Below are 23252 nucleotides of genomic sequence, written 5' to 3'. Positions count from 1 at the left end.
CTCGTTGTGCTCGGCGCAAGCCCTATTGCTGCTCCCTGAGGAGGCCGGAGCTTGCGGAGGCCGTCACGAAGGGTCCTGGTGAGATGCTGTCGCCAACCCTTCGAGGCTCGTTGACCTCGACGCGCTCCTTCGTCGCTTGCTCGGCCCGGCGGCTGACGCTCCTCGCACCTCAGCTCAGGGAGCATTGGTTATGTCATTCTTTCGTATTAGGGAGCGGTGGTTAGCCGCCGGCGTCAGGCCTCGCCGGCCAGCGCCCGCACCCTGCCGAGCACATCCGGATAGCGCTTCAGGTGCGCACCGCCGTTGACGTCGAAGGCGGCACCGGTGATCCAGCGCGCCTTGCCGGAGGCGAGAAAGGCTATCGTGTCGGCAATCTCGGCGGGTTCCCCGCTCCGGCCCAGCGGGGTGTTGTCGAGGTAGTCCTCGGTGAGGCCCGGTACGAAGCCGATGCCCTCGGTCAGCGGGGTCATGACCAGCCCCGGCGACACCGCGTTGACCCGCACCCGACGGTCGGCGAGTTCGAGTGCGGCCACCTCGACGAGCATCAGCACACCGGCTTTCGACGCGCAGTACGCCCCCATCCCGGCGCCCGGCTGGCGGCCGTTGAGTGAGGCGACGCAGGTGATCGATCCGCCCTCGGCGATCCGGGCGCCGGCGTGTTTGATCACGAGGAACGTTCCGGTCAGACAGATGTCGATGGTGTTGCGCCAGGCATCGAGTTCGAGTTCGGTCAGCGCACCCGGATTCGACAGTCCGGCACAGTTCACCACCGTGTCGAAGTCGCCGATGCCGGTGAAAGTCGCTGCGACCGAGTCCTCGTCGGTCACGTCCATGTGCACCGCCCGCGCCCCGTCGCGCGTCGCTGCCACCTGCTCGGCACGGTCGACGTCGCGGTCGGCCACCACCACCTCCATCCCCTCGCCGACGAACGCGTCGACGGTGGCCAGTCCGATCCCCGAGGCACCCCCGATCACGACCGCCCGGTTCATCGCGTAGCCGCTTCCACAACGTCGGCGTTCGATGCCAGATGACGTCGCAGGAAACCGATCTCGTGCGTGACGCAGGGCTCGAAGAAGTCGTTGCCCGCGAAGATGTCGAAATGGTCGCACGGGTAGTGGCGCACTTCGGCGTGAGCTTTGAACGCGGTCTTCGATGCCGCGTACGGCGGTGCGGCGGAATCGAAGTCGGCGATCTGGAACAACACCGGCGAGTGCACGCGTGCCGCGGATTTGTCGGCCCGGAACGACCCGATCTCCAATCCGACCGATGCGTCGACCTCGTTGCGCCACGACGGCCCCGCGATCGCGCGGTAGCTCTCCAGAAACCCTGGTGCGGTCAGCGCGGCGCCCACGTCGCCTGGTTCGCCGACGACCCGCATCATCTTCGGACCCCGGCCCAGCCGTCGGCCCACCGAACTGGCCACTGCCGTGGCGGTCGAGCGGGCGATCGCGGCTCCGCCGACCTGGGCGTAGGCGACGCGACCGGCGGCAAGGCCGTTGACCAGTGGCACCACCGCGATCACCGCGGCCACGTCGGTCCGGTCGGCCGCCACGGTCAGTGCATGCCCGCCGGATTGCGACACTCCCCAGAGGATCACCCGTTCCGTGTCCACTCCCGGCTGTTTCTTGGCGGCGCCGATCGCGGCGCGGTAGTCGTCGGCCTGCCGTTCCATCGAAATCGACTGCCGCGGTTCGCCACCGGACAATCCGAACCCGCGGTAGTCGAACGCGAGGACCGCCAGACCGGCAGCGGCGAACCGCTCGGCGTACGGGGCCAGGCCGGAGTCCTTCGTGCCGGCGAAACCGTGCGCCATCACGACGACGGGGCGCTTGCCGTCGATCTCGAACGGCGAGGACTCCGCGCCCGGAAAGAACCAGGCGTCGCAGTCGGCGTCGGACGATCGGAAGCGTACGGTGGTCGCACCATTGGGGATGGTCATGCGGATGCTCCCTTCGAGACCAGATCATCGGCGACCCCGGCCCACGTCGGCGGCCCCTGCTGTTGGGCCCGCCGGATCCCCGCCGGAATCTCCTTGGTCCGCATGTTGTGTTCGTAGAGATAGTGATCGAGTTGCTGCGTGTGCCGCGGGCGGTCGAGCATGTGTCCGGTGTAGTACTGCATGTCCGCCTCGATCGTCTGCCGCATCTCCGGTACCGACGGGAGCCGGTAGTGCCCCGTGGCGTAGGCCCCGATCAGCCGCGCCTGGCATTCCACGAAGGGAAACAGTGTCGGAACCGCCTGCGCGAAACCGGCGAAGACGAGGTCGTCGATCCCCGGGTAGAACATCCGCTTGTAGAGGTCGATCCGATTGTCGGGCGCACTGATGAAGTCCGGGTCGAAGAACGGGAACGTGATGTTGTAACCCGTTGCGTAGATGATGATGTCGAAGTCGTCGGCGGTTCCGTCGTCGAAGTGGACCGTGGACCCGTCGAACCGGCTGATGTTGGGCTTGGGGATCACGTCGCCCGAGCCCAGTCGCAGTGGCAGTTCCACCGACTGCGTCGGATGTGCCTCGAAGAACTTGTGATTCGGCGTCGGCAGACCGTAATCCTCCGGCCGGCCCGCGGTCACGGGTTGCATGACCTGGACGAACTTGCGCTGCCACGACGTCGGCAGGTATGGCGTCGACCGGTAGTACTTGTCGGCGGGCTTGCCCCCGAAGTACTTCGGGACGATCCACGCTCCCGACCGCGTGGAGAGGGTCAGTGTGTTGTCCAGCGCCTTCGACGACAGTTCCACGGCGATGTCGGCGGCGCTGTTGCCGAGTCCGACGACCAGGATGCGCTTACCCGTGAAATCGTGCGGGGTACGCGGATCGATGTAGTGGTGGGCGTGCATCTCGATTCCGTCGAACTCGCCCGGGAAATCAGGCCAGCGCGGGTCCCAGTGATGGCCGTTCGCCACCACCAGCAGGTCGAACCGCCTGCGCTCACCGCCCTGGGTCTCCAGTTCCCAGCCGCCCCCGTGCAGTCGGGTCGCATGCTCGATTCCGTTGGTGAACTCGATCGAGGAGTAGAGGTCGAAGGCCTCGGCGTAGGAGTCCAGGTAGGCCTTCACCTGGGTGTGGTGCGGGAAGTCGGGATACTCGTCGGGCATCGGGAAGTCGCGGAACGACAACTGGTGCTTCGAGGTGTCGATGTGCAGCGACCGGTAGGCACTGCTGTGACCGTTCGGGTTGCCGAAGGCCCAGTTGCCCCCGACCCGGTCCGAACTCTCGAAGCAGGTGTACGGCACGCCGTAGTCGGTGAGCATCTTGCCGGCGGTCAACCCGCTGATACCGGCGCCGATGATTGCGGTGGTTGGTAAAGGCACACTGCCCCCTCGGTGGACCCGTTGGATGTAGACACAATCTGATTTGTGTCTACACGATGAGACGTATCGTGTACACAGAATCGGCGAACTGTCTACGCAGTGCCCTCCTGAGCAGACATGTGGGGACGCAGCGCGCACCGACCACGACCACAGGAGGAGTCAGTGACCGAGGCCTCGACCACGACGGTCCACGAACGACTGCTCGACGCCACGCAGAAGCTGCTCGCCGACAAGGGAATCCGGGCGACCACCATGCAGCAGGTCGCGGAGTCGGCAGGCGTGTCCCGCGCGTGGTTGTATCGGCACTATCCGGACAAACCGTCCATGATCGGCGCGACCATCGTCCGTCTCACCGAGTCGTTCTGGCGCGACGCCCGGGCCGAACTCGACGCCATCCCCGACCTGGTCGGGCAACTCACCGCCGGCGTCCGGATCGGCCGGGGCGCCTACGACGACCCGGGCACGTTGCTGCTCCGACTCCGCACGGAGGAACCCACGGAGTTCGCCGAATGCGCCGGCGTCGGTGTCGTCAAGCTGGTTCCCGACCTGGCAGCGTTCTGGTTCCCGTTCGTCGAACAGGCCGCCGCCCGCGGGGAGATACACCCCGCGCACGATCCGTACGAGGTGTCCGAATGGGTTGCGCGCGTCCTGATCAGCCTCGGCACCTCCCCGGGTGAGGCCCTCGACATCGACGACGCGGGGCAGGTCCGACGCCATCTCGAGCGGTTCGTGATGCCGGGTCTGGCCACCGACCCGCAGAGATGAGTCGGATGAGGTCCCCCGATGCCCTCTGGCCTGGGTGACGCCGATCACCTAGACTGGTGTCCAGTCAACCGTCCGGAAACCGCGGACGACCGAACGACGCCGTCGGAGGGCCCCATGGATTTCGGGATCGTGCAGTTCACCAGCGACCGCGGGCTCAAGCCCCACGTCCTGGCCCCGCTCATCGAGGACGCTGGTTTCGCGTCGTACTACGTCCCCGAGCACGGCCACATCCCGACTCGACGTGACGCCGCGCATCCGCGTACCGGTGACGAGACCCTGCCCGACGAGCGCTACATGCGCACCCTCGATCCCTGGACGTCGCTCGCCGCCGCCGCGGCCGTCACCGAACGCATCCGGCTCGCCACCGCGGTCGCACTGCCGGTGCAGTCCGACCCGATCACGCTCGCCAAGACCATTGCGACGCTCGACCACATCTCGAACGGAAGGGTCACCCTCGGCGTCGGATTCGGTTGGAATCTGGACGAACTCGCCGATCACGACGTCCCACCCAAGCGTCGGCGCACCATGCTCCGCGAATACCTCGAGGCCATGTCCGCGCTGTGGACCCAGGAAGAGGCCGAATACGCCGGCGAGTTCGTGACTTTCGGCCCGAGCTGGGCGTGGCCGAAGTCCACGCAGTCGCACATCCCGGTCCAGGTCGGCGCCGCGGGAAACGAGAAGAACTTCAAGTGGATCGCGCGCAGCGCCGACGGCTGGATCACCACCCCCGGCGAGGAGGACATCGAGGGATCGGTGTCGTTGCTCAAGCAGATCTGGTCCGACGCCGGGCGTGCGGGCGACCCCCAGATCGTCGTCCTCGACTTCCGGCCGGTACCCGAGAAGCTCGAGAAGTGGCGCGAGATCGGGGTGACGACAGTGCTGTACGGCCTACCCGACGACTCGGTCGAGCGCGCGAGCGGCTACCTCGCCAAGCTGGCCGGCAAGCTAGGCATCGCCCCGGCGGTCGTGTAGGCCCCGCTCTTCGCAGGCGGTCCCCTGCTCCCTGAGGTGCGAGGAGCGATGGCGACGAGCCTCGAAGGGTCTTGGCGAGACGAGTTGCGAAGACCCTTCGTGACGCGCCCTCCGCAAGCTCCGGGCGCTCCTCAGGGAACGGGGGTACGCGGCGACCTCCGCAAGCTCCGGGCGCTCCTCAGGGAACGGGGGTTCGCGGCGCCCCCTCCGCAAGCTCCCGGGCACTCCTCAGGGCACGGGGGTACGCCGCGCCCTCCACAGTCGGCTCAGGGAGTCGGTGCGACGAGCCGCTGGCGGACGTCCCGGAAGATCCCGTTGGCCACGCTGGTGCGGCTCACCGCATCGGCCGCCAGGATCACAGCCGCCGAGGTCCAGCAGCTCTTCTCCACGGGCCAGCGTTTGCCGTCGGCGAAAACCAGTCCGGTCCAATACGATCCGTCCGGGTCGCGCAGATGCTGAATCGACGCGATGAGCTCGATGGCATCGGCGGTGTCACCGAGGGCATCGAGTGCCAGTGCCAGCTCACAGGTCTCGGCGCCGGTGACCCAGGGACGATGGTCGACGCAGCGAACACCCTTGCCGGGGACCACGAACTGTTCCCATCGCCGCGCGATGAGTTCCTGCCCGTCGCGTCCGCGGACGGCGCCGCCGAGGATCGGGTAGTACCAGTCCATGGAGTGCTCGGACGGCGGGGTGAAGATCTGCCATTCGTCACGCGTGACATCGGCACGGATCGCGTCGCCGAGCACACTGTGCGCCGCGATCCAGTCGGCGTCGGGCTGATCCATCTCACCCGCGATCCGGATAGCGCAGTCCAACGCCTGGAAGATGCTGGCGTTCCCGGTGATCAGCGCTTCACCGAACATCGCTCCGGTCCGGTGGTCGCCGCCCCAGCGGAACGCACCGTCCTCGCGCTGGAAGCGCAGCACGCAGTCGATCGCCGACCAGACCACCGGCCACATCTTCTGCAAGAAGGCGTCGTCACCGGTGATCAGATAGTGATGCCAGACCCCGACCGCGATGTAGGCGCAGAAATTGCTGTCGGTGCCGGCGTCCTCCACCTTTCCTACGACGGTGCGGATCGGCCACGACCCGTCGTCGCGCTGCTTACGCCGCGACCACTCGTAAGCCGCCTCTGCCTCGGAGTGAAAGCCGGTCACGGACAACGCCATCGCCGATTCGATGTGGTCCCACGGGTCGGTCTGCCCGCCCGGGAACCACGGCAACGCACCGTCGGCCTCCTGCATGCCGACGATCGCGGCACCGGTGGCCCGCATCTGCTCGGCCGTGACCACACCGGGGATCGCCGGGACGGCCGTCATGGGGCTCCCGTCCTGGAGGACCCCGTCATGAAGACGCGGTGGCGGTCTCGGGCTTGCGCAGGTAGAGGGCCACCGACTTGCCGATGAGCGGGTTGAGCACCTGCTCGCCGACCCGGGTCAGCCACGGCTTGCTCATCATGTCCCACACGAGCAGCTGGTGGTAGCCCTTCACCAGGACATTGTCGTTGTTCTCGACTCCCACAGCGCATTTCAGCCACCAGTACGGGGCATGCAGGGCATGGGCGTGGTCGGTGCCGGTGACCTCGAGCCCGGCTCGCTGCAACTTGCCCGCGAGCTCGGAGGCCTTGTAGATGCGGACGTGTCCGCCCTCGACCTCGTGGTACTCATCCGACAGGGCCCAGCACACCTTCTCCGGCCAGTACCGGGGCACGGTGACCGCGGCGACGCCACCCGGCTTCAGCACGCGCACCATCTCACTGATCGCGCCCTCGTCGGTCGGGATGTGCTCGAGGATCTCGCTCATCAGGACGACGTCGAAGCTGTTGTCCGCGTACGGGAGTCGAAGCGCATCCCCGACCTCGGCGCGCGCTTTGGCCGACGCGGGCACGTGACCCTCGGCCATCATGGCGTCGAACATCTCACCGACGTCGGACATGTCGCTCTCGGACATGTCGAAGGCGATGACCTCCGCGCCACGACGGAACATCTCGAACGAGTGCCTACCCTGCCCCGCCCCGATGTCGATCGCCTTGGTGCCCGGTCCAACGCCAAGCCGGTCGAAATCAACTGTGAGCACTCGATGTCCCTTCTGTTGCCCGCCGATGTCCGGCGAGCACGGTTTCGTAGTGAGCCGCAGTCTTCGCGGCCACCGCTGCCCAGCTGTAGTTCTCCTCGGCGCGTCGACGACCTCCGTCGCCGAGACGCGTCCGCAGATCGGCATCGTCCAGGAGCCGGCCGATCGCCTGCGCCAGACGTCCGGAGTCCCGCGGCGGCACCAGCAACGCTGCCTCCTCGGCGGTGCCGACGACCTCGGGGATCGCACCGGCTCGGGTGGCCACCAGCGGCGTACCGCAACTCATGGCCTCGACCGCCGGCAGCGAGAACCCCTCGTAGAGCGAGGGCACACACGCCACCTCGGCGGAGGCGAGCAGCCCTGCGATCTCGGAGTCCTCGAGGCCGGACACCACCGAGACGCGATCGCCGATCGCCAGATCCTCGATCATCTTGGCGGACGGACCGTTCGGGTCCAACTTGGACACCAGTACCAATTCGACATCCCGCTCGGAGGACAGCTTCGCGACCGCCTCGAGCAGGTACGAGACACCCTTCAGCGGCGCGTCGGCACTGGCGACACACACGATACGACCGGGAACGCGTGTGGCGGCCGGCGTGAAGATCTCGGTGTCCACCCCCAGCGGGATGGTGGTGATCCGACCCGACGGGATGTCGAAGGCCTTGCGGATGTCGACCTCGCTGCTGCGGGAAACGGTGAGCAGCTCGGGGATACGGCGAGACACGCGCCCCTGCATGCGCAGGAACGAATGCCACCGCCAGGCACTGATCTTGCGCCATCCCTTGGCCGCCTTCACCGCCAACGTGCGGTCGCGGGTGATGGGGTGGTGGATTGTCGCGATCAGCGGGAACCCGGCCTTCTGGATGTCGAGCAGTCCGTAACCGAGGCACTGGTTGTCGTGCACGATGTCGAAGTCGTCGCGGCGCTCTTTGAGAAGGCGCGCCACCCGGAGGCTGAACGTGAGCGGTTCGCCGAAGCTCGCCGTCCACATCGAACCGACCTCGAGCACGTCGATCCAGTCGCGGTACTCGCCCGGACGAGGCGTCCGGAACGGGTCCGGCTCGTCGTAGAGACCGAGGCTCGGCACCTTGGTGACGGTGACCCCGGCGTCGATGGCCACCTGGTCCAGTTCGGGGTAGGGCTGCCCCGAGAAGATCTCGACGCTGTGCCCCAGCAGCGCCAGTTCCCGGGAGAGGTGGCGGACGTAGACGCCCTGGCCACCGCAGTGCGGCTTGCTTCGGTACGAGAGCAGTGCGATGCGCACGGTCACTGCGCCCCGGCGGTGGCAGCCGCCTCGAACTCGGAGATGCTGACGAACTTCGTGCGGACCCGGCCGCCGGCCTTGCCCGCGGACTTCTCGGCGGCGTCGATCGCCTTCCAGCCCGTGAGATCGATGCGGTTGGCGCCGCGGTCCGCCACGAGTGCCGCGACGTCGTCCCGCGAGGTCGAGGGGTCGTCGAACGCGGCGGCGACGAAGTCCGCGATGACCGCCTGCGCGGTCTCCTGTCCGCAGATGCGGTTCATGCCGATACCCCCTGTCGCTCCTCGCTTGATCCATCCCGTGACGTACAGGCCGGGCATCACATCGCCGTCGGCCGCGGTCTGGACCCGCCCCTCGGTGTTGGGGACGACGCCGTGCCCCTCGTCGAACGGTAGGTCGGTGACCGGCACACCCCGGTAACCGATGGCCCGCAGGACCAGTCCGGTCTCGAGGTCGAACCGATCCTCGGTGGGTGTCACCGCGACTGTCCCGGTCGCGTCGGCGTAGGCGTTGCGCACGCACGTAAGCGTAGCCACTTCCCCGTCACCGGCAATTTCGACGGGAGACGTGAGGAACCGGAACACGATGCGCTTGTTGCCCGGCGTCTGCGGACGCTCGGCGAATTCGCGGGCGAGACGCACCTTGGTGGCGATCGTCGAGTCGAGCGTGTCGTCGGTCTGCGCCGCCTCCGAGGCCGGGTCGAGGACGAGCTCGTCGGGGTCGATGACGACGTCGACACCGTCGACGTCACCGAGTGCCAGGAACTCGCTGTTGGTGTAGGCCGCCTGGGCCACGCCACGGCGACCCAGGAGCACCACCTCGGAGATGTTGGATTCACGCAGCTTCGCGAGGGCGTGGTCGGCGATGTCGGTCTTGGCGAGCTCGTCGGGGTCGGTGACGAGGATGCGCGCGACGTCGAGTGCCACGTTGCCGTTGCCGACCACGACGGCCCGCTCACCCGACAGATCGACGTCGAGGTCGGCGAAGTCCGGGTGACCGTTGTACCAGGCGACGAACTGGGTCGCGGCGACCGAATTGCGCAGATCCTCGCCCTCGATGCCCAGTCGCTTGTCGGTCGCGGCGCCGACCGCGTAGATCACCGCGTGGTAGCGGGCGACCAACTCGTCGTGGCTGATGTGCTTGCCGACCTCGACATTGAGGTAGTAGGTGAAGTTCTTCTTCGCCGCCACCGAGGCGAAGGTCTTCTCCACGCCCTTGGTGGCGCTGTGATCCGGTGCGACCCCGGCGCGCACGAGTCCGTAGGGCGTCGGCAACCGATCGAACATGTCGACCTTGATGGCTGGTTTGCGGACGAGCTCCTCCGCGGCGTAGAAGGCCGCCGGACCGGCACCCACGACGGCCACGTGCAGTTCCTTCTCGGGCAGCTTGGGGGCCTTGCGCGGTGGCACGAGGCCGCCCTCGACGTCGTGGTCCTTGTAGTAGTCCGCGTTGATCTGGAGGTATGGCTCGTCACGCTCGTCCAGCTGATCGTCGGGGATGATCGCCTCCACCGGGCACTCGTCGATGCAAGCGCCGCAATCGATGCAGGTCTCCGGATCGATGTAGAGGGCCTCCGCGGTCAGGAACTCCGGCTCGTCGGGCGTGGGGTGGATGCAGTTCACCGGACACACGCTCACGCAACTGGCATCGTTGCAACATGGGCGGGTAATCACATGCGCCATCTGCTGTTTCCTCGTGATCCGACACGTAGAACGTGTTCTATTTTTTCGATTGAATGTATCTTAGCCGCAAAGATACCGGCGACCTATCGGAGGGACTCGAGTGAGCCAGGTTACGCCAGCAGTGTCGGTTGCATCACTTCCGTGTCGCAAGCCTGGTGCCCAGTTCTACGAGGTGGGTTATCGCGTCCGCACCGGCGACGTGGATCAGGACATGCGTGTGCGCCTCGATGCCGTGGCCCGCTACCTGCAGGACGTCGCCAACGACAACCTCGAGGCAACCGAGTTCAGCGCGACCGACCCGTTCTGGATCGTCCGGCGCACCATCATCGATGTCATCGAGCCCATCACCTGGCCGGGTACGGTGACCGCGCAGCGCTGGTGCGGTGCCCTGTCGACGCGCTGGACCAACATGCGCGTGCGCCTCACCGCCGAGCACGAGACCAACCGGTTCAACCCCCGACCGCGTCCGGCGGGCCTGATCGAGACCGAGGCGTTCTGGATCAACGTCAACGAGCAGGGCGTGCCGTCACGGCTGTCCGACGACGCCTTCGCGATGCTGTCGGCGATGACCGACGAGCACCGCCTCCGCTGGCGGTCGATGAACCCCGAGAAGGCCCCCGACGCCGCCGACATCGACTTCCCCGACCGTGAACACGTCCTCCGGATCACCGACTTCGACCCGTTCAAGCACCTCAACAATGCCGCCTACCTCGAGGCGATCGAGGACGAACTCGTCGAGCATCCCGACCTGGTCGACGCTCCGCACCGGGTGGTCATCGAGTACCTGCGGCCCATCGTGCCGGGCACGCGGCTGGTCCTGCGCCGGGTGCGCGAGGGCAACCGGCTCACCGTGTGGTTGATGATGCCGGGCACCGGCGACGAACTCGTGGTCGCAGCCAGCGTCGTCGTCGGGCCACTCCCGGGGTGAGCAACTTCTACTGACCGCCCTGGAGCAGCAACTCCATCAGCTTGATCGGCGCCTCGCACGGATCGCCCTGGGGCGCGCTGCGAGGTTCGACGAACCAGGTGAAGATACCGCGGCTCGGCGCGCGGGCCGTGACACCGCAGACGCCCGGCCGGTCGGGACTGCGCTGGGTGAACGCCGACTGGCTCGCGACCTTGATGTTCTCGGTCTGGAAACCGAGCTTCTTGGCCGTCTCCTTCTCCACGTTGACGTTGCCCCACTCGAACCAGTTGAACGTCACACTCACCACGTCGGTGGTGCCGGAGACCAACCATCGGCAGATGGCCCCGCTGAACGACCGTTCGGCGAACCCGCCGCCGGCGACGACATCGGCGATCATCGCGTCGGGTAGCACATCGCATTCCAGCAAGAGCCGGTCGAACTGGTCGGTGTCGATGTCGCTGCTGCCGGACTGGTCCGCGGCCCCCAACGGCACCGCCTCACCGTCGACGGTGCGCGCACACCCGGCCAGGGCGGTCAGTCCCAGCAGCACCGCGGCGATCACGATGAGGGCGCGCTTCACGACGCACGCTCTATCGACAGCGTCGCCAACTCGCGTGCGGCGTCACAGATCTCTTCGATCGGCCTTGGTGTCGCCGCGTCGCCGCGGATCGACCATTCGAAGAAGTCCGCGCCGAAACCGATGCCGACCTCACAGATCTGACCTGATTGCGTGTAACCGATGAATCCCTCGTGGCCGTCGATCTCGAGTCTGTTGGTGACGTCGCGCGACAACTTCACGTTCGCCTCCTCACGACCGATCGGCGATCCGCGATACCAGTTGAACGAGGCGACGGCACCCGTCCTCGAACCGGTCGTGTCCCACTCGCACACCGAGGTGTTGTTCACGGTCTCGGTGAGTCCACCGAACCCGGTGATGCGGACCACCTCGTCGAGGGACACGCCGCCGCATTCGCCGAAGAACGGTCCGGAACCGGCCTGGGCGGGCGCCTCGGGCGTGTTCGGAGTGTTTGGATCTGACGTCGGCTCGTCGTCCGAGCAGGCGCCGACGAGAAGCGTGATCGCTGCCAGTACCGCGATGAGGAAGGTGCCGTCCCGCAGCCGATCCAGTTGACGCCGTTCACGTTTCGTCGGCCGACCGGCACCGCGGTCGCGGCGCGGCTGACTCGCGAGGATCTCCTTCGGCGGCGGCGGCGGAGACCGGTCGATGAAGCACTCGGCGGCCATCGGCGCCGACACCCGCTTACTGATCGTCCTGGTGACCTCGACGATGCGCTCCCGTCCGGCGAGCCGTACGCGGACCTCGTCACCCGGCACCACCGGCTGGGCCGGTTTGGCGGTCACCCCGTTCACCCGGACGTGCCCGCCGCGACAGGCGGCGCCCGCCGCCGATCGGGTCTTGGTCAGACGGATGGCCCAGATGTAGGCATCGACCCGGGTGGACATGGTCAGCCGCCCAGCCGACTCGTCCGCAACCCGGGAGTCCATCCGGCGCAGGCGCCCCGACCCGGTTCAGTGCCCACGACGCCGACTCCCTTCACCGCTCTTTCGACCCTGCCGGGTGCTCGTTGGGCACCACTGTAGCTGCGTCGCCCAGCCCGCCGCGGGTGCTGAACAGGCGACACCGTCAGCGCTTGCGCGTCAGCAGGTATGCACCCCCGCCGACGGCCAGGACGAGGAACAGGATCGCCAGGAAGGTCTGGTCGAGCAGCAGCAACGTCACGAACACCGCGATGCCCGGTGACACCGCGACCAGGCTCATCGCCGGGTGCTGACGTACGACCTCCGACACCGCTCTGCTCTTGTCCCGATCGATGGCCATGGGTCCTCCCTGGTCGGTTGCACCCGGACCGGTCCGACAACGGCCCGGGGTGTTGCGCCCAGGGTAGTCGCGTGTCGCGACAGGCCCGGGAAATCGCCCGTTCCGGTCAGGGACTCTGCGGCCTGACCCCTGCTCTCAGCTCATCGAACTGCCCGCGAAGCGGATAGCCATATCGTCAGCCACACGCTCCGATGTCGGCACGCGAACGTGTGAGGGTCGGCGAGGATGTCGGCTACCGCGGCCGAGCTGGCGCCGATGTCGGGTCCACCCGATCATGTCCACTCCGTCTGACATGTCTATGCCGTTCAGGCGCTTCCATTCTGGTGGAATGTGGAGGGCCGCGATTTCTACTTCTTGCTTCGCTCGAAGTCTGGTCTGACCTGGTTCGGCAACCCCGTCCGGCGCATAGTCGTGGCGTGCTGCGTTTCTGTGCTGACGTCTCAGCCGCGGACTGGATCACACGAAGTCGTGACGCGACCGACGACGTCGCGTCGGGCCAGGCTTGGAAAGCTCTAGCGCTGTTCGGCCCTCCTGAGTTCGAGGCCTACGCGCGGGTCCGTTTCATACCGGATCCAGACCGTCCTCACCAGAGCGTTCCGAGCGAGGACTTCACAGAGCCCGCCTGTGAGGGCTACGAGCACGCCATCGTCGCCAGGACGTGTAGAGCCCTGGCCGCGGCGACGCGCAGCTCCGACGAGTGCTACTTCGCGATCTGGGCCGGCTGCTCAGGTGTTGTGTCTCCTCTACCGGGTGGCCCTCGGAAGTACGACCAACCCACGGAACCGAGGATGGATGAAACGTCGCGGATTCCGATTACTGACCGTAGGTGTATCGCAGGTTGGCGTTGATCAGGTTGCCGATCCGATGGCACAGATGACGGAGCCGGCGGTCTTCCGGGTCGCGACCCCCTTTCGTCTGCCGATGCGGTGCGACTCGGCTGGGCTCAGGAAACATGCGCGGGCAGTCGGCTGCTTCGTTGCGCATCCTCGGCGTCGCACCCGCTCCTGTTGTCGGCTGCGTAGTGGGGATGACAACCCTGTTCGATCAACAGGCTGTGACTGCTGGGGTTTTTGTTCACCACGGTTCACTGCGGTTCACCGCTGATGCGTATGTGGCATCGGTTGTCGCGCAGTAAAAATCGACGATCTTCGGGCTGTGGAGAAACCTCGTCGTCGAACGTTTTGGCGAGTACCTTGGAGTCATGACCCCGATCACCGAGCTCCGCGACACCCTCATCGGTCTGCAACCCCCACCCGACGACGGAAGTGGTCGCGCGGTGGTCGAACGTCTCGACGAACTACGCGTGCTGCGCAACGTCCTCGATCACCAGATCGCCGTCCACATCGCCCGGCTGGACGACTCGGGGGCACCAGCACGAGCAGGGTCGACGACCCGATCCTGGCTGATCGAGATGGGCCTGCCCCCGACGGCCGCGCACCGCGGTGCACGCATCGCCGCCGGACTGGGATCGTTGCCGAAAGTCGCCGACTGCGCCGCCGACGGGTATCTGTCTACCGAGTGTGTTGATGCGATGGTCCGCGGCATCGCGTTCATCGACACACACGCAGCGACTCCGTTGTCCGACAACGACCAGTCGGCGTTCGAGAGCGAACTGCTCGCGCAGGCGTTCTCCGGTGCCACCCCCGCCGAGATCAACACTCACGCCCGGAGCATCGCCCTGCGGGTCGCCGATGACGATCCGCACGCGGTCGCAGCAGCCGATGATGCGTCGCTGAACACTGTGCACACCAGGGTGACCGACGAAGGCCGGGTCGCGATCACCGCAGACGTCACCGCAGTGATCGGGGAGAAATTCCTGTCCATGATCGACGAACGCTCCTGCCCGCGCCCCGAACCCGACGGCGCCGACGACCGCCGCGATGCCGGCCAACGCCGCGCGGACGGTCTGGAACTCCTGCTAGACCAGGCCGCGACCGGTGCAGCGATGACCACCGCAGGCGCACCACGAACGCAGCTACTCATCACCATTCCCGCTGATGGCGTTGGCCAGGCAACGTTGCCGTGGGTCGGAGCAGTGACAGGCTCAACAGCACAACGACTGTCGTGCGACGGCGCGGTGGCCGAGATCGTCCTCGACGACGAGGGGGTGCCGCTGCGGATGGGAACCACGAAACGGTTGTTCCCGCATCACCTACGGCAAGCGATCGTCGTGCGGGATGCGTGTTGCGTGAAATGCGGTGCACCAGCGGCACACACGCAGGTGCATCACCTGGTGCCATGGGCTGACGGCGGACCGACCGATCTGGACAACGGATGTCTACTGTGTCAACGCTGTCACACCCAGGTGCATCACCACGGCTGGCAGGTCGTGATGGGCCCCGACCGTCATCCCTGGCTCATCCCGCCCGCCGACATCGACCCGCGGCGTCTACCCCGGCCAGCCTACAACCGGCGCACCATGCGCCTGGACGACGCCCTCGTCTAACCGCACCCCGCCCCCACCAGACCCACCGGCGTCGGCACCGACCGACGCCACACGACCCTTGACAACTCCACAGTGTGAAAACAAACCCCTGCCCACCGGGACACTGTCGCGGAAGATGATCAGTAGCAATCTCTTCGCGAGAGATCCCGGTGGGGTCGGGGGGGATCGAAGCTGCACTTGAGATCGACCGTTCCCGCCTTCACAGCAACCACTAGCCAGGCGGTGAGTCAGCCCCGGCCCGCCCCCTCCCCTCAGAGCGCAGCGAGCCTGGAACACTTTCGGATCAGGCCGCGGCATCTCCGGAATCGCTGCCGGAATCGGAATCGGCGCCCGAGTCCGAGTCGCTACCGGAGTCGTTGCCGTCGGAATCAGAGGTGTCGGGATCAGCGGCGTCGGAGTCAGCGGCGTCGGAGTCAGCGGCGTCGGAACCGGCTCCGTCGGAATCCGAAGTGTCGGGATCCGAGGTGTCGGAGTCCGAGCCGCCGGGCTCGGGCGCGTCGGAGTCTCCGGCATCTGAATACTCGACGCCACCCTCTTCGGAGGCCTCTGGCGCCCGGTGCTTGCCGACGTAAGAATTCTCCGCCGAGCGGTGCTTGCCGACGTAGCTCTCGGCCTCGTCGGCCTCGTCGTCGGTGGTGGCCGAATCCGCCGATGCGTCGACGACCGACATGCTCGTGCGCGCCACAGTGTTCGACGCGTCGGTGTCGATCGGTTCGGTGGCGGGCAGACCGAACGGGAACTCGTAAGTCGGGATGCGGATCACGGGGACCAGTTCGCCGGTGTCGAGTTGCCCGAACTCGATGACCGGCAGGCCCAGTCGGTTCGGCCGGAGCTCGCCGTTGACCTCGACCAGCGGCCGGAAGGTGACGGTCGAACCCAGCCAGTCGACGGTGATCGGAGCCGTGAATCCGTAATCGCTCGTCAGCCGGAGGAAGTTCCCGCTGAACAGGTCGTAATCGCCCCCGATGCTCAGGCGGGCGAAGTCCTTGGAGAGGGAGAACCATTCGCTGTCGAAGTCGATGTCCTCGCCGCCGAGCAGAGCGGACACGAGACCGCTCAGGACTTCACCGCCCACGCCGCCGAGCACGCCTCCCGGGTCGGCGAGCAACGCAGTCGGATCCGTCAGTCCGAACTGGATCTCACCGTTGGGTTCCTTCCACCGGAAGTCGAAGACACCAGCGACGTTTGCGCACGCGCCGACTCCGTCGGCGTGGGCGGCGGTCAGACCGCCGTAGCAACCGACGCCCTTGACCCCGGGGATCTGCGCAATTTCGTTGCCGAGAACCGTCACGTCCAGTGGATCGGTGTTCCACGCGTGAGCAGTACCGATGACAGCGAATGAAAACGCGGCGCGTCCGTCACTCGCACCTGCGGTGGCCAGACTGATGGGCAGATACGAGATCGCCGTGGCGTCTCCGCCGCGATATGCCATCGCGAGCTGGAAGCCGTTGCCGCGTACGGTCGACGAGCCCTCCGTCGCAGGCTCATCGGCGACCGAGTCAGGCAGTCCGGACCCGAATAGCGGCACCAGGATGAGGTTCGCACCGTCCTTCACCCAGGAGGGGATAGCCGCGTAGGCGTCTTTCACCGTGCCGTAGACGCCGACCGGGACAAGCTCAAGACTCCCCGGCATCACGATGGCGACACCGAAGCCGCCCATGTCAGTGCTCGATTCCGAGCAGTCCGCCCCTCCGTTGCTCGCACCTGGAGCACACAACTCGATACGCCAAGCTTTGACGATTTCGGCCAGGCCATCATTGCTGAGGTCTGCGAGCACCGTCCCCAGGGGATTGTTGCCGTACAAGTTGTGAAGATTGGTGAAGCTGTTGATGGCGTCGGTTATCGGCGAAGCCTCAGCCACCGCCGGTTCCGCGACCTGCCCCGCTCCGATCGCGGCGACGGTCGCCAACGCGGCCGCCCCCGCGATCGCACGATGCTGTCGCCGCTGCTTCCGGTTCTCGCGTCGAGCGACCTTCTCCGATCGCTGAATTCCGCTGCGCCCCAACCTGGTCATCCGTCCCACCCTCTTCTCCCCGACCGCCCGAGCTGAGTAAGTGAATCATCACGCTCGGTGAACAGATGGTCGATCGGAGGAAATGGCACGAATCGGCGGTTCTGGTCAGACGTCCCACCCCTACCAGCGGTCGCGGTCGAGACCCTGGCCGGAGGCACCGGCGTCGGCGGCGCACCCGAATCCCACCACCCAGCGGGCGGGACCGCTCTCTCCCGCGGCGATCTCGACCTTGCCCAGCATCATCGGCTCGGGCAGGGCGGCCAGGAACTCCCCCAGCGCCGACGGGGCGAGCGTCCACACCTCGCCGCGAATCGCACGGCCGGCCTCGGGATCGCGGATCAGTCCCGGTTTGGGCGGGGTCGTGTCGAGGGCGACCAGACGATACGACGGGGTCGTGGTGACCTCGCCGGCCCACCGGGCACCCCGTTCGCTGAGCTCGTGCGTCAGTGGCCCACCCCGCATGTGCGCCCCGAAGACCGCGAGTTCGATCGCATCGTCGGGCTCCGCCCAGGAGGGCGCCATCGAGTCGTCACCGACGAAACGACGTGCCACGTCGACGAGCACGGCGTCGGCATGCGCGACGCCCAGGAACGTGACGCCGAACTGTGCTGTGCTGCCGTCTCCTTCGATGACCGTCCCGGCCGGCACAGCGAGTCCGCACAGGTCGAAGAGGTTACAGAAGTTGGTGTACGTGCCCATTCGTGAGTTCACGCCCACCGGATCGGCGGCCACCTCGGCGAGCGTCGGGTGCGCCGGCGCGGTCGGTACCATCAGGACCGTCGCATCGCCCCACTGCTCCATCGCCGCCACCCGAAGGTCCGCGAGCCTACGACGGGCGCGCAACAGGTCGACCGCCGAGAATCGGTCCGCCGCACCGATGATGGCCGACACCGTCGGATCGAGGCCGGCGGCGCCGGGATCGGCAACGGAATCGAGGTAGTCCCCCACCGCCTCGTATCGCTCGGCGACGAGCGCGTCGTCGTAGAGGAGCCGGGCGGCCTCGAGGAACGGCGACAGGTCGATGGTCTTGATCATGAGCCCCGCCGCCTCGGCACGATGCACCGCGTCGTCGAACGCGGCGCGCCACCTGTCGTCCAGACCGGGCAGCTCGGTGGGCACGGCGACGACCGGGCGTTCGGGCGCGGCGTAGGGAACGGACTTCGGGAAGGGCCGTGTCCCAGCGGCTTTCGCCATCACCGCAACCGATCGGTCGGCCAGCGGGAGGTCGGCGGCGAAGATCGTGAGGATATCGTAGCTCCGACAGGCGGGTACGACTCCGGCGGTGGAGACGACACCGAGGGTCGGCTTGACGCCGACGATGCCCTGCAGGCCAGCCGGCACCCGACCCGACCCGGCGGTGTCGGTCCCGATGGCGATGTCGGCGAATCCGAGGGCCACCGCCACCGCCGACCCCGAGCTCGATCCACCCGAGATGCGGTCGGGGCGTCGGGAATCCCGCACCGCGCCATAGGGACTGCGCGTACCCACCAGTCCGGTCGCGAACTGGTCGAGGTTGGTCTTGCCCAGCACCACCGCTCCGGCCGCACGCAGGGCGGCGACCGCGGGCGCATCGGCCTCGGGGGTGAAAGCGAAACCGGGACACCCGGCGGTGGTCGGCAGACCGCCGACGTCGACGTTGTCCTTGACCGCGAGAAGAATGCCCGCCAGCGGGCCGCCGGTCGCGACGGACCGCTCGTATTCGGCACGCACCTCGGCCTCGGACCGGAGCGTGATGAACACCTCCGGACGATCCGCCTCGGCGATCCGCGCGTACACCTCGTCGATCCTGCTCATGCCACCCGCTCCTCGTCGTCCGCGCTCTCCGACGCTCCGCCGTCGGCCACGCTCACACCGGCCGCTCGCGCAGCGAATTCACCTTGTAACGACCATCTCTCGCGCTCCTCCGCACGGGCGATCTCCATCGTCTCCCGGCGAGCCGCGATGTCGCCGGCGTGCTCGTCGAGGAAGCGCTGGTGCGCGGCCAGCGAGAACTCACCGTCGACGATCTTCGTGCTGTCGCCGCGCCCGGCGGCGACGTCGGCCCGCATGTCCAGGAGCTCTTCGGCGCTGACCGGATACCAGTGGATTCGATCGAAGAACCGCAGGAGCCACGGATGTTCGGGATCGAAACCCGGGGCCGGCAACGGATGCCGGTGATTCCACACCTGAGTTGTCCGCCCGACGAACTGATAACCGCCCGGGCCCTCCATGCCGTAGATGCACAGGTAGGCGCCGCCGATACCCACCGCGTTCTCCGGGGTCCAGGTGCGGGCCGGGTTGTACTTGGTCGTGACCAGTCGGTGGCGGGGATCCAGTGGAACGGCCACCGGCGCACCGAGATAGACGTCGCCGAGGCCGAGGACGAGGTAGCTCGCGTCGAAGACCGTGCGGTACACGTCGTCGACGGAGTCCAGGCCGTTCATCCGGCGGATGAACTCGATGTTCCACGGGCACCACGGGGCGTCGGACCGCACGCCCAGCATGTACCGTTCGATCGCCTCGCGAGTGGCCGGGTCGTCCCACGAGAGCGGCAGGTGCACCGTGCGGCTCGGCACCACGAGGTCTTCGGCGGCCGGCAACTGGCTCTCGCATTCGGTCAGCCACTCCAGCATCTGCGCCTGCGACCACACGTCCGGGTCCGCCTTCACCTGCAGGGAGCGGATTCCCGGCGTGAGATCGATGAGCCCGCGCGGCTTCTCGGCGGCGATCCGCTCGGCCAGCGCATGCACCCGGGCCCGCAGGGCCAGGTCGAGGTGCATCTCGCCGTACTCGACGAGCACGTTGTCGTCGCCGGACCGGCGGTAGGTGACGGTGGTCGATCCGTCGGCGGTCGTCGTGGTGCCCAGGATTCCGTTGTCGGCGTCGCCGCCCGACGACAGGACGTCGACGAAGCACGCCCGCCGGCCCAGCCCGACCTCGGCGGGCGAGGCCGCACGGTCACCGCGCACCGCGACGAACCGGATCGTGTCACCCGGCTTCAGCTGGCCGAGCTTCCAGCGCTGCGCGGTCGTGACCGTCACCGGGCACACGAATCCACCGAGACTCGGGCCGTCCGGGCCGAGCAGGATCGGCGTGTCCCCGGTGAAGTCGAGGGCGCCGACCGAGTACGCGGTGTCGTGGATGTTCGACGGGTGCAGACCGGCCTCGCCACCGTCGTCGCGCGCCCATCGGGGTTTGGGGCCGATCAGCCGGATACCGGTCCGGTCGGAGTTGAAGTGCACCTCGTAGTCGGTCGCGAACAGATCGGCGATGTCGTCCTCGGTGAAGAACTCCGGGGCGCCGTGGGGTCCGACGGTCACCGCCAACTGCCAGGTGTTGGTGAACGCCGGCTGCTCGTCGGAGAGGATGCGCCGGGGCGCGCCGGCCGGCGCACCCAGCAACGCGAGATCGTCGCCGGCCACCAGTGCCCGCCCGTCGAGCCCGCCGAACTTGCCCATGGTGAAGGTGGACCGGCTCCCGAGGTGATCGGCGGCGTCGAACCCGCCCCCCACCGCCAGATACGCCCGCATGCCGAGCCCACCGATCGATCCGATGTCGAGCACGTCACCTGGTTCGACGGTCAGCGGAACCCATTGCGGTGCAATTGTTCCGTTGATCGTCACCGGGACCGGCGCCCCGGTGACGGCCACGACCGTGGACCGGTCGAACCGCAGGGCCGGCCCCATCAGCGTGATCTCGAGACCCGCTGCCGTCTCCGGATTGCCGACAGCGATGTTGGCGAGCCGGAAGGACAGGTCGTCCATGGGACCGGAGGGGGGTACGCCGACCTTCCAGTACCCGACCCGGCCGGGCCAGTCCTGGATGGTGGTGAGCGGACCGGACCGCAGTACGGTCACCGCGCCCGTGGTGGTGGCAGACATGATGGTGGGATCCTCGTCGGAGTCAGGCGACGCCCGGGGGCGTGGAGGTGAACGGATGTCAGGACGGCCGGGTGACGATGACGCGCACCGCCGTCGGATCGAATCCGTTGCAGGGGTTGTTGATCTGCGGGCAGTTCGAGATGAGCACGAGGGTGTCGACCTCGGCGCGCAGCGCCAACCGCTTGCCGGGGGCGGACAGCCCGTCGACGATCCCCAGCGAGCCGTCGGGGTCGACGGGGACGTTCATGAAGAAGTTGACGTTGCCGACGAGCTCGGCCTTGCCGAGGCCGTGCCGGCTGCCCTCGATGAGGAAGTTCTCGACGCATGCGTGCTGGTGCTTGGTGTGGTGGCCGTAGCGCAGCGTGTTGGACTCCTGCGAGCAGGCGCCACCGAGGGTGTCGTGGTTGCCGACCTCGTCGGCCACGATCGTCATCAGCGGAGTGGAGTCGTGGTCACGGATCACGCTGCCGGTGGTGAGGAAGATGTTGCCCTGCGCGGCGATCGTCGCCTGGGCCGAATACCGCTGGGCAGTGTCGGCGGCGGCGTAGAACAACGTGTCGACGGCCTGGTTGCCGTGCAGGTCGACGATGGTCAGCACGTCGCCGGCGGCGACGACGCCCGACCACGGAGCCCGGTCGCCCACATGCGCGTCGTCGACGACGGCGCCGGGGACGAGGGCGAGTTCGGCGGCTGGCGCCGAGGCGAAATCGGTGATGAGTGCGGTGTTTGTCTCGGTCACGATGAGTGGTCCTTTCTGCGGGTCGGCTCAGTGATGAGCCGCGGCCCAGACGTCTTCGGAGTTGGCGACCGCGCGCTGGTACTCGGGGTCGGTGCCGGCGACCTCGGCCAGCAGCGTGTCGAGATCGCTCTTCGCCTGCCACGCCAGCACTTCCAGCGAGGTGGTGTCGAAATGCGGCGACGGGTCGAGCGGATGCGCGGTGTTGGCGATCGCGACCGTGCACGGCAGATGCAGGATCAGATCGACCGAACGCCCGGGGCCCGCGCTGCCGGTCGAGCGCAGTGCCCCGTCGGCGTCGACGGTGACGCCGTGGAAGAACGACAGCGACGGCGCCACATCCGTGGGTGTCAGACCGTGCTTCGCGGCCGCGAGCGTGAACAGCTCACGTCCGGCCGGGCTCGCCGAATGCACCTCACCGGCACCGTATCTCGCGGTATTGCCCGCGAGGGTCGAGGTACCGCATAGGGCGTCGTGGTGACCGGAGTCGTCGGCGACCACGGTTGCCAGGACGCGGCCCTGATCGCTGAGGAGCGGATGACCCGCACCCAGGTACGCCTGCCACGGGACCTTCACGGTGTCGGCGACGTTGAGACGCTCCCACGGCGCGTCGGCGCGCCAGAGCAGCAGATGTGCGCAGGCCGCGCCGGCCACATCGGTGAGCCGCAACCGGGTTCCCCGTGCCAGGACCTTGCTGGTGTAGCGGCCACCGGGCACCGTCTCCGCCCAGGTCAGCGAGGTGGCCGGGACGTCGGCGGGCGGGTTGGGCCAGGCCGATGCCGGCACCACCGGCATGCTGTCGGTGATGGCACCGGCCTGCGCACGGGCGTGTTCGCGGGCGCCGGTGGTGGTGCCGGTACCCGTCGCGGTGATCGTGCTCATTCGGAACTCCTTGTTGTAGAGGGTGTTCGGGTGCCACCCTGCTCCCCGAAAGCGGGCTAGCGAACGTCTCCCCTGCTCCTTGAGGAGCGAGCTTGCAAGCGTCTCCCCCTGCTCCCTGAGGAGCGAGCTTGCAAGCGTCTCCCCCTGCTCCCTGAGGAGCGAGCTTGCGAGCGTCTCCCCCTGCTCCCTGAGGAGCGAGCTTGCAAGCGTCTCCCCCTGCTCCCTGAGGAGCGAGCTTGCAAGCGTCTCCCCCTGCTCCCTGAGGAGCGAGCTTGCGAGCGTCTCCCCCTGCTCCTTGAGGAGCGAGCTTGCAAGCGTCTCCCCCTGCTCCCTGAGGAGCGAGCTTGCAAGCGTCTCCCCCTGCTCCCTGAGGAGCGAGCTTGCGAGCGTCTCCCCCTGCTCCCTGAGGAGCGAGCTTGCAAGCGTCTCCCCCTGCTCCCTGAGGAGCGAGCTTGCAAGCGTCTCCCCCTGCTCCCTGAGGAGCGAGCTTGCGAGCGTC

The 23252-nt window shown here is 67.5% G+C and carries 20 protein-coding genes; 5 read left to right on the top strand and 15 right to left on the bottom strand.

All coding sequences use genetic code 11. The annotated features are described in order from the left end of the window. Window positions 1–233 precede the first annotated feature (233 nt). The 3 genes from ACFVHY_RS22365 to ACFVHY_RS22355 are packed head-to-tail and all read right to left on the bottom strand — an operon-like array spanning window position 234 to window position 3312. The gene (locus ACFVHY_RS22365) at window positions 234–989 is read right to left on the bottom strand and encodes an SDR family NAD(P)-dependent oxidoreductase (RefSeq protein WP_390275526.1); all 756 of its coding nucleotides are present in this window, start codon (window positions 987–989) and stop codon (window positions 234–236) included. Beyond that, window positions 986–1939: an alpha/beta hydrolase gene (locus ACFVHY_RS22360; RefSeq protein WP_390275525.1), complete on the bottom strand. Its 954-nt coding sequence runs from the start codon at window positions 1937–1939 to the stop codon at window positions 986–988. Before ACFVHY_RS22360 ends, ACFVHY_RS22365 begins: the two co-directional genes overlap by 4 nt. Next, window positions 1936–3312, bottom strand: coding sequence for a flavin-containing monooxygenase (locus ACFVHY_RS22355; protein WP_390275524.1), 1377 nt, complete (start codon window positions 3310–3312; stop codon window positions 1936–1938). The genes ACFVHY_RS22360 and ACFVHY_RS22355 overlap by 4 nt, the downstream gene beginning before the upstream one ends. Before the next feature lie 162 nt (window positions 3313–3474). Here ACFVHY_RS22355 and ACFVHY_RS22350 point away from each other — a divergent pair, with 162 nt between their 5' ends. Together ACFVHY_RS22350 and ACFVHY_RS22345 are read left to right on the top strand one after the other, a co-directional pair. After that, the gene (locus ACFVHY_RS22350) at window positions 3475–4077 is read left to right on the top strand and encodes a TetR/AcrR family transcriptional regulator (protein WP_390275522.1); all 603 of its coding nucleotides are present in this window, start codon (window positions 3475–3477) and stop codon (window positions 4075–4077) included. Window positions 4078–4191: 114 nt separating this feature from the next. Further along, window positions 4192–5049, top strand: a complete 858-nt coding sequence (locus tag ACFVHY_RS22345) for an LLM class F420-dependent oxidoreductase (RefSeq protein WP_390275520.1) — start codon at window positions 4192–4194, stop codon at window positions 5047–5049. Window positions 5050–5315: 266 nt separating this feature from the next. Here the strand turns inward: ACFVHY_RS22345 and ACFVHY_RS22340 are convergent, their stop codons facing one another. From ACFVHY_RS22340 to ACFVHY_RS22325, 4 genes are read right to left on the bottom strand one after another with little or no spacing between them, the layout of a single operon-like run. Further along, a complete protein-coding gene (locus ACFVHY_RS22340) occupies window positions 5316–6371 on the bottom strand; it encodes a prenyltransferase (protein WP_390275518.1) in 1056 nt (351 codons plus the stop codon). A gap of 25 nt (window positions 6372–6396) precedes the next feature. Then, window positions 6397–7128 carry a class I SAM-dependent methyltransferase gene (locus tag ACFVHY_RS22335; RefSeq protein WP_058252426.1) on the bottom strand — a complete coding sequence of 244 codons (732 nt, stop codon included), beginning with the start codon at window positions 7126–7128 and terminating at the stop codon, window positions 6397–6399. After that, a complete protein-coding gene (locus ACFVHY_RS22330) occupies window positions 7115–8389 on the bottom strand; it encodes a glycosyltransferase family 4 protein (RefSeq protein ID WP_068971124.1) in 1275 nt (424 codons plus the stop codon). Before ACFVHY_RS22330 ends, ACFVHY_RS22335 begins: the two co-directional genes overlap by 14 nt. Window positions 8390–8391: 2 nt before the next feature. Then, entirely contained in the window at window positions 8392–10068 is a 1677-nt protein-coding gene (locus tag ACFVHY_RS22325) for an FAD-dependent oxidoreductase (RefSeq protein ID WP_390275516.1), read from the bottom strand. 100 nt (window positions 10069–10168) lie between these two features. Here ACFVHY_RS22325 and ACFVHY_RS22320 point away from each other — a divergent pair, with 100 nt between their 5' ends. Further along, window positions 10169–10996 (top strand): acyl-[acyl-carrier-protein] thioesterase, encoded by an 828-nt coding sequence (locus ACFVHY_RS22320; RefSeq protein ID WP_390275514.1) that lies wholly within the window; start codon window positions 10169–10171, stop codon window positions 10994–10996. Window positions 10997–11003: 7 nt separating this feature from the next. On the opposite strand, the gene ACFVHY_RS22315 is transcribed toward ACFVHY_RS22320, so the two are convergent. The 3 genes from ACFVHY_RS22315 to ACFVHY_RS22305 form a co-directional block, all read right to left on the bottom strand. Next, complete coding sequence (locus tag ACFVHY_RS22315) at window positions 11004–11555, bottom strand: DUF3558 domain-containing protein (RefSeq protein ID WP_269554892.1); 552 nt, start codon at window positions 11553–11555, stop codon at window positions 11004–11006. Continuing rightward, the gene (locus tag ACFVHY_RS22310; RefSeq protein ID WP_390275513.1) at window positions 11552–12439 is read right to left on the bottom strand and encodes a DUF3558 family protein; all 888 of its coding nucleotides are present in this window, start codon (window positions 12437–12439) and stop codon (window positions 11552–11554) included. Before ACFVHY_RS22310 ends, ACFVHY_RS22315 begins: the two co-directional genes overlap by 4 nt. A 181-nt stretch (window positions 12440–12620) precedes the next feature. After that, window positions 12621–12815 carry a hypothetical protein gene (locus ACFVHY_RS22305; RefSeq protein WP_058252431.1) on the bottom strand — a complete coding sequence of 65 codons (195 nt, stop codon included), beginning with the start codon at window positions 12813–12815 and terminating at the stop codon, window positions 12621–12623. 1201 nt (window positions 12816–14016) lie between these two features. Between ACFVHY_RS22305 and ACFVHY_RS22300 the strand changes: the two genes are divergently transcribed. After that, window positions 14017–15261, top strand: coding sequence for a DUF222 domain-containing protein (locus ACFVHY_RS22300; protein WP_390275512.1), 1245 nt, complete (start codon window positions 14017–14019; stop codon window positions 15259–15261). 283 nt (window positions 15262–15544) lie between these two features. Here the strand turns inward: ACFVHY_RS22300 and ACFVHY_RS22295 are convergent, their stop codons facing one another. From ACFVHY_RS22295 to ACFVHY_RS22275, 5 genes are all read right to left on the bottom strand, one after another. After that, entirely contained in the window at window positions 15545–17275 is a 1731-nt protein-coding gene (locus ACFVHY_RS22295; protein WP_390275510.1) for a hypothetical protein, read from the bottom strand. Window positions 17276–17395: 120 nt separating this feature from the next. Continuing rightward, window positions 17396–19069, bottom strand: a complete 1674-nt coding sequence (gene atzF, locus ACFVHY_RS22290; RefSeq protein ID WP_390275509.1) for an allophanate hydrolase — start codon at window positions 19067–19069, stop codon at window positions 17396–17398. After that, entirely contained in the window at window positions 19066–21135 is a 2070-nt protein-coding gene (locus tag ACFVHY_RS22285) for a 5-oxoprolinase/urea amidolyase family protein (protein WP_390275507.1), read from the bottom strand. Before ACFVHY_RS22285 ends, atzF begins: the two co-directional genes overlap by 4 nt. Before the next feature lie 58 nt (window positions 21136–21193). Then, a complete protein-coding gene (locus ACFVHY_RS22280; protein WP_390275506.1) occupies window positions 21194–21874 on the bottom strand; it encodes an urea amidolyase associated protein UAAP2 in 681 nt (226 codons plus the stop codon). A 27-nt stretch (window positions 21875–21901) separates the two neighbouring features. Next, window positions 21902–22753 carry an urea amidolyase associated protein UAAP1 gene (locus tag ACFVHY_RS22275; protein ID WP_390275505.1) on the bottom strand — a complete coding sequence of 284 codons (852 nt, stop codon included), beginning with the start codon at window positions 22751–22753 and terminating at the stop codon, window positions 21902–21904. A gap of 79 nt (window positions 22754–22832) precedes the next feature. On the opposite strand from ACFVHY_RS22275, the gene ACFVHY_RS22270 reads away from it, so the two are divergent. Continuing rightward, window positions 22833–23252 (top strand): hypothetical protein (locus ACFVHY_RS22270; RefSeq protein ID WP_390275504.1); only part of this gene is annotated, 420 nt, incomplete at its 3' end.

It is taken from the genome of Gordonia sp. NPDC127522 (genome assembly GCF_042672305.1).
Classification (GTDB): domain Bacteria; phylum Actinomycetota; class Actinomycetes; order Mycobacteriales; family Mycobacteriaceae; genus Gordonia; species Gordonia hongkongensis.
The sequence above is the reverse complement of the archived record's forward strand: the minus strand, read 5'-3'. Positions and strand labels throughout refer to the sequence as shown.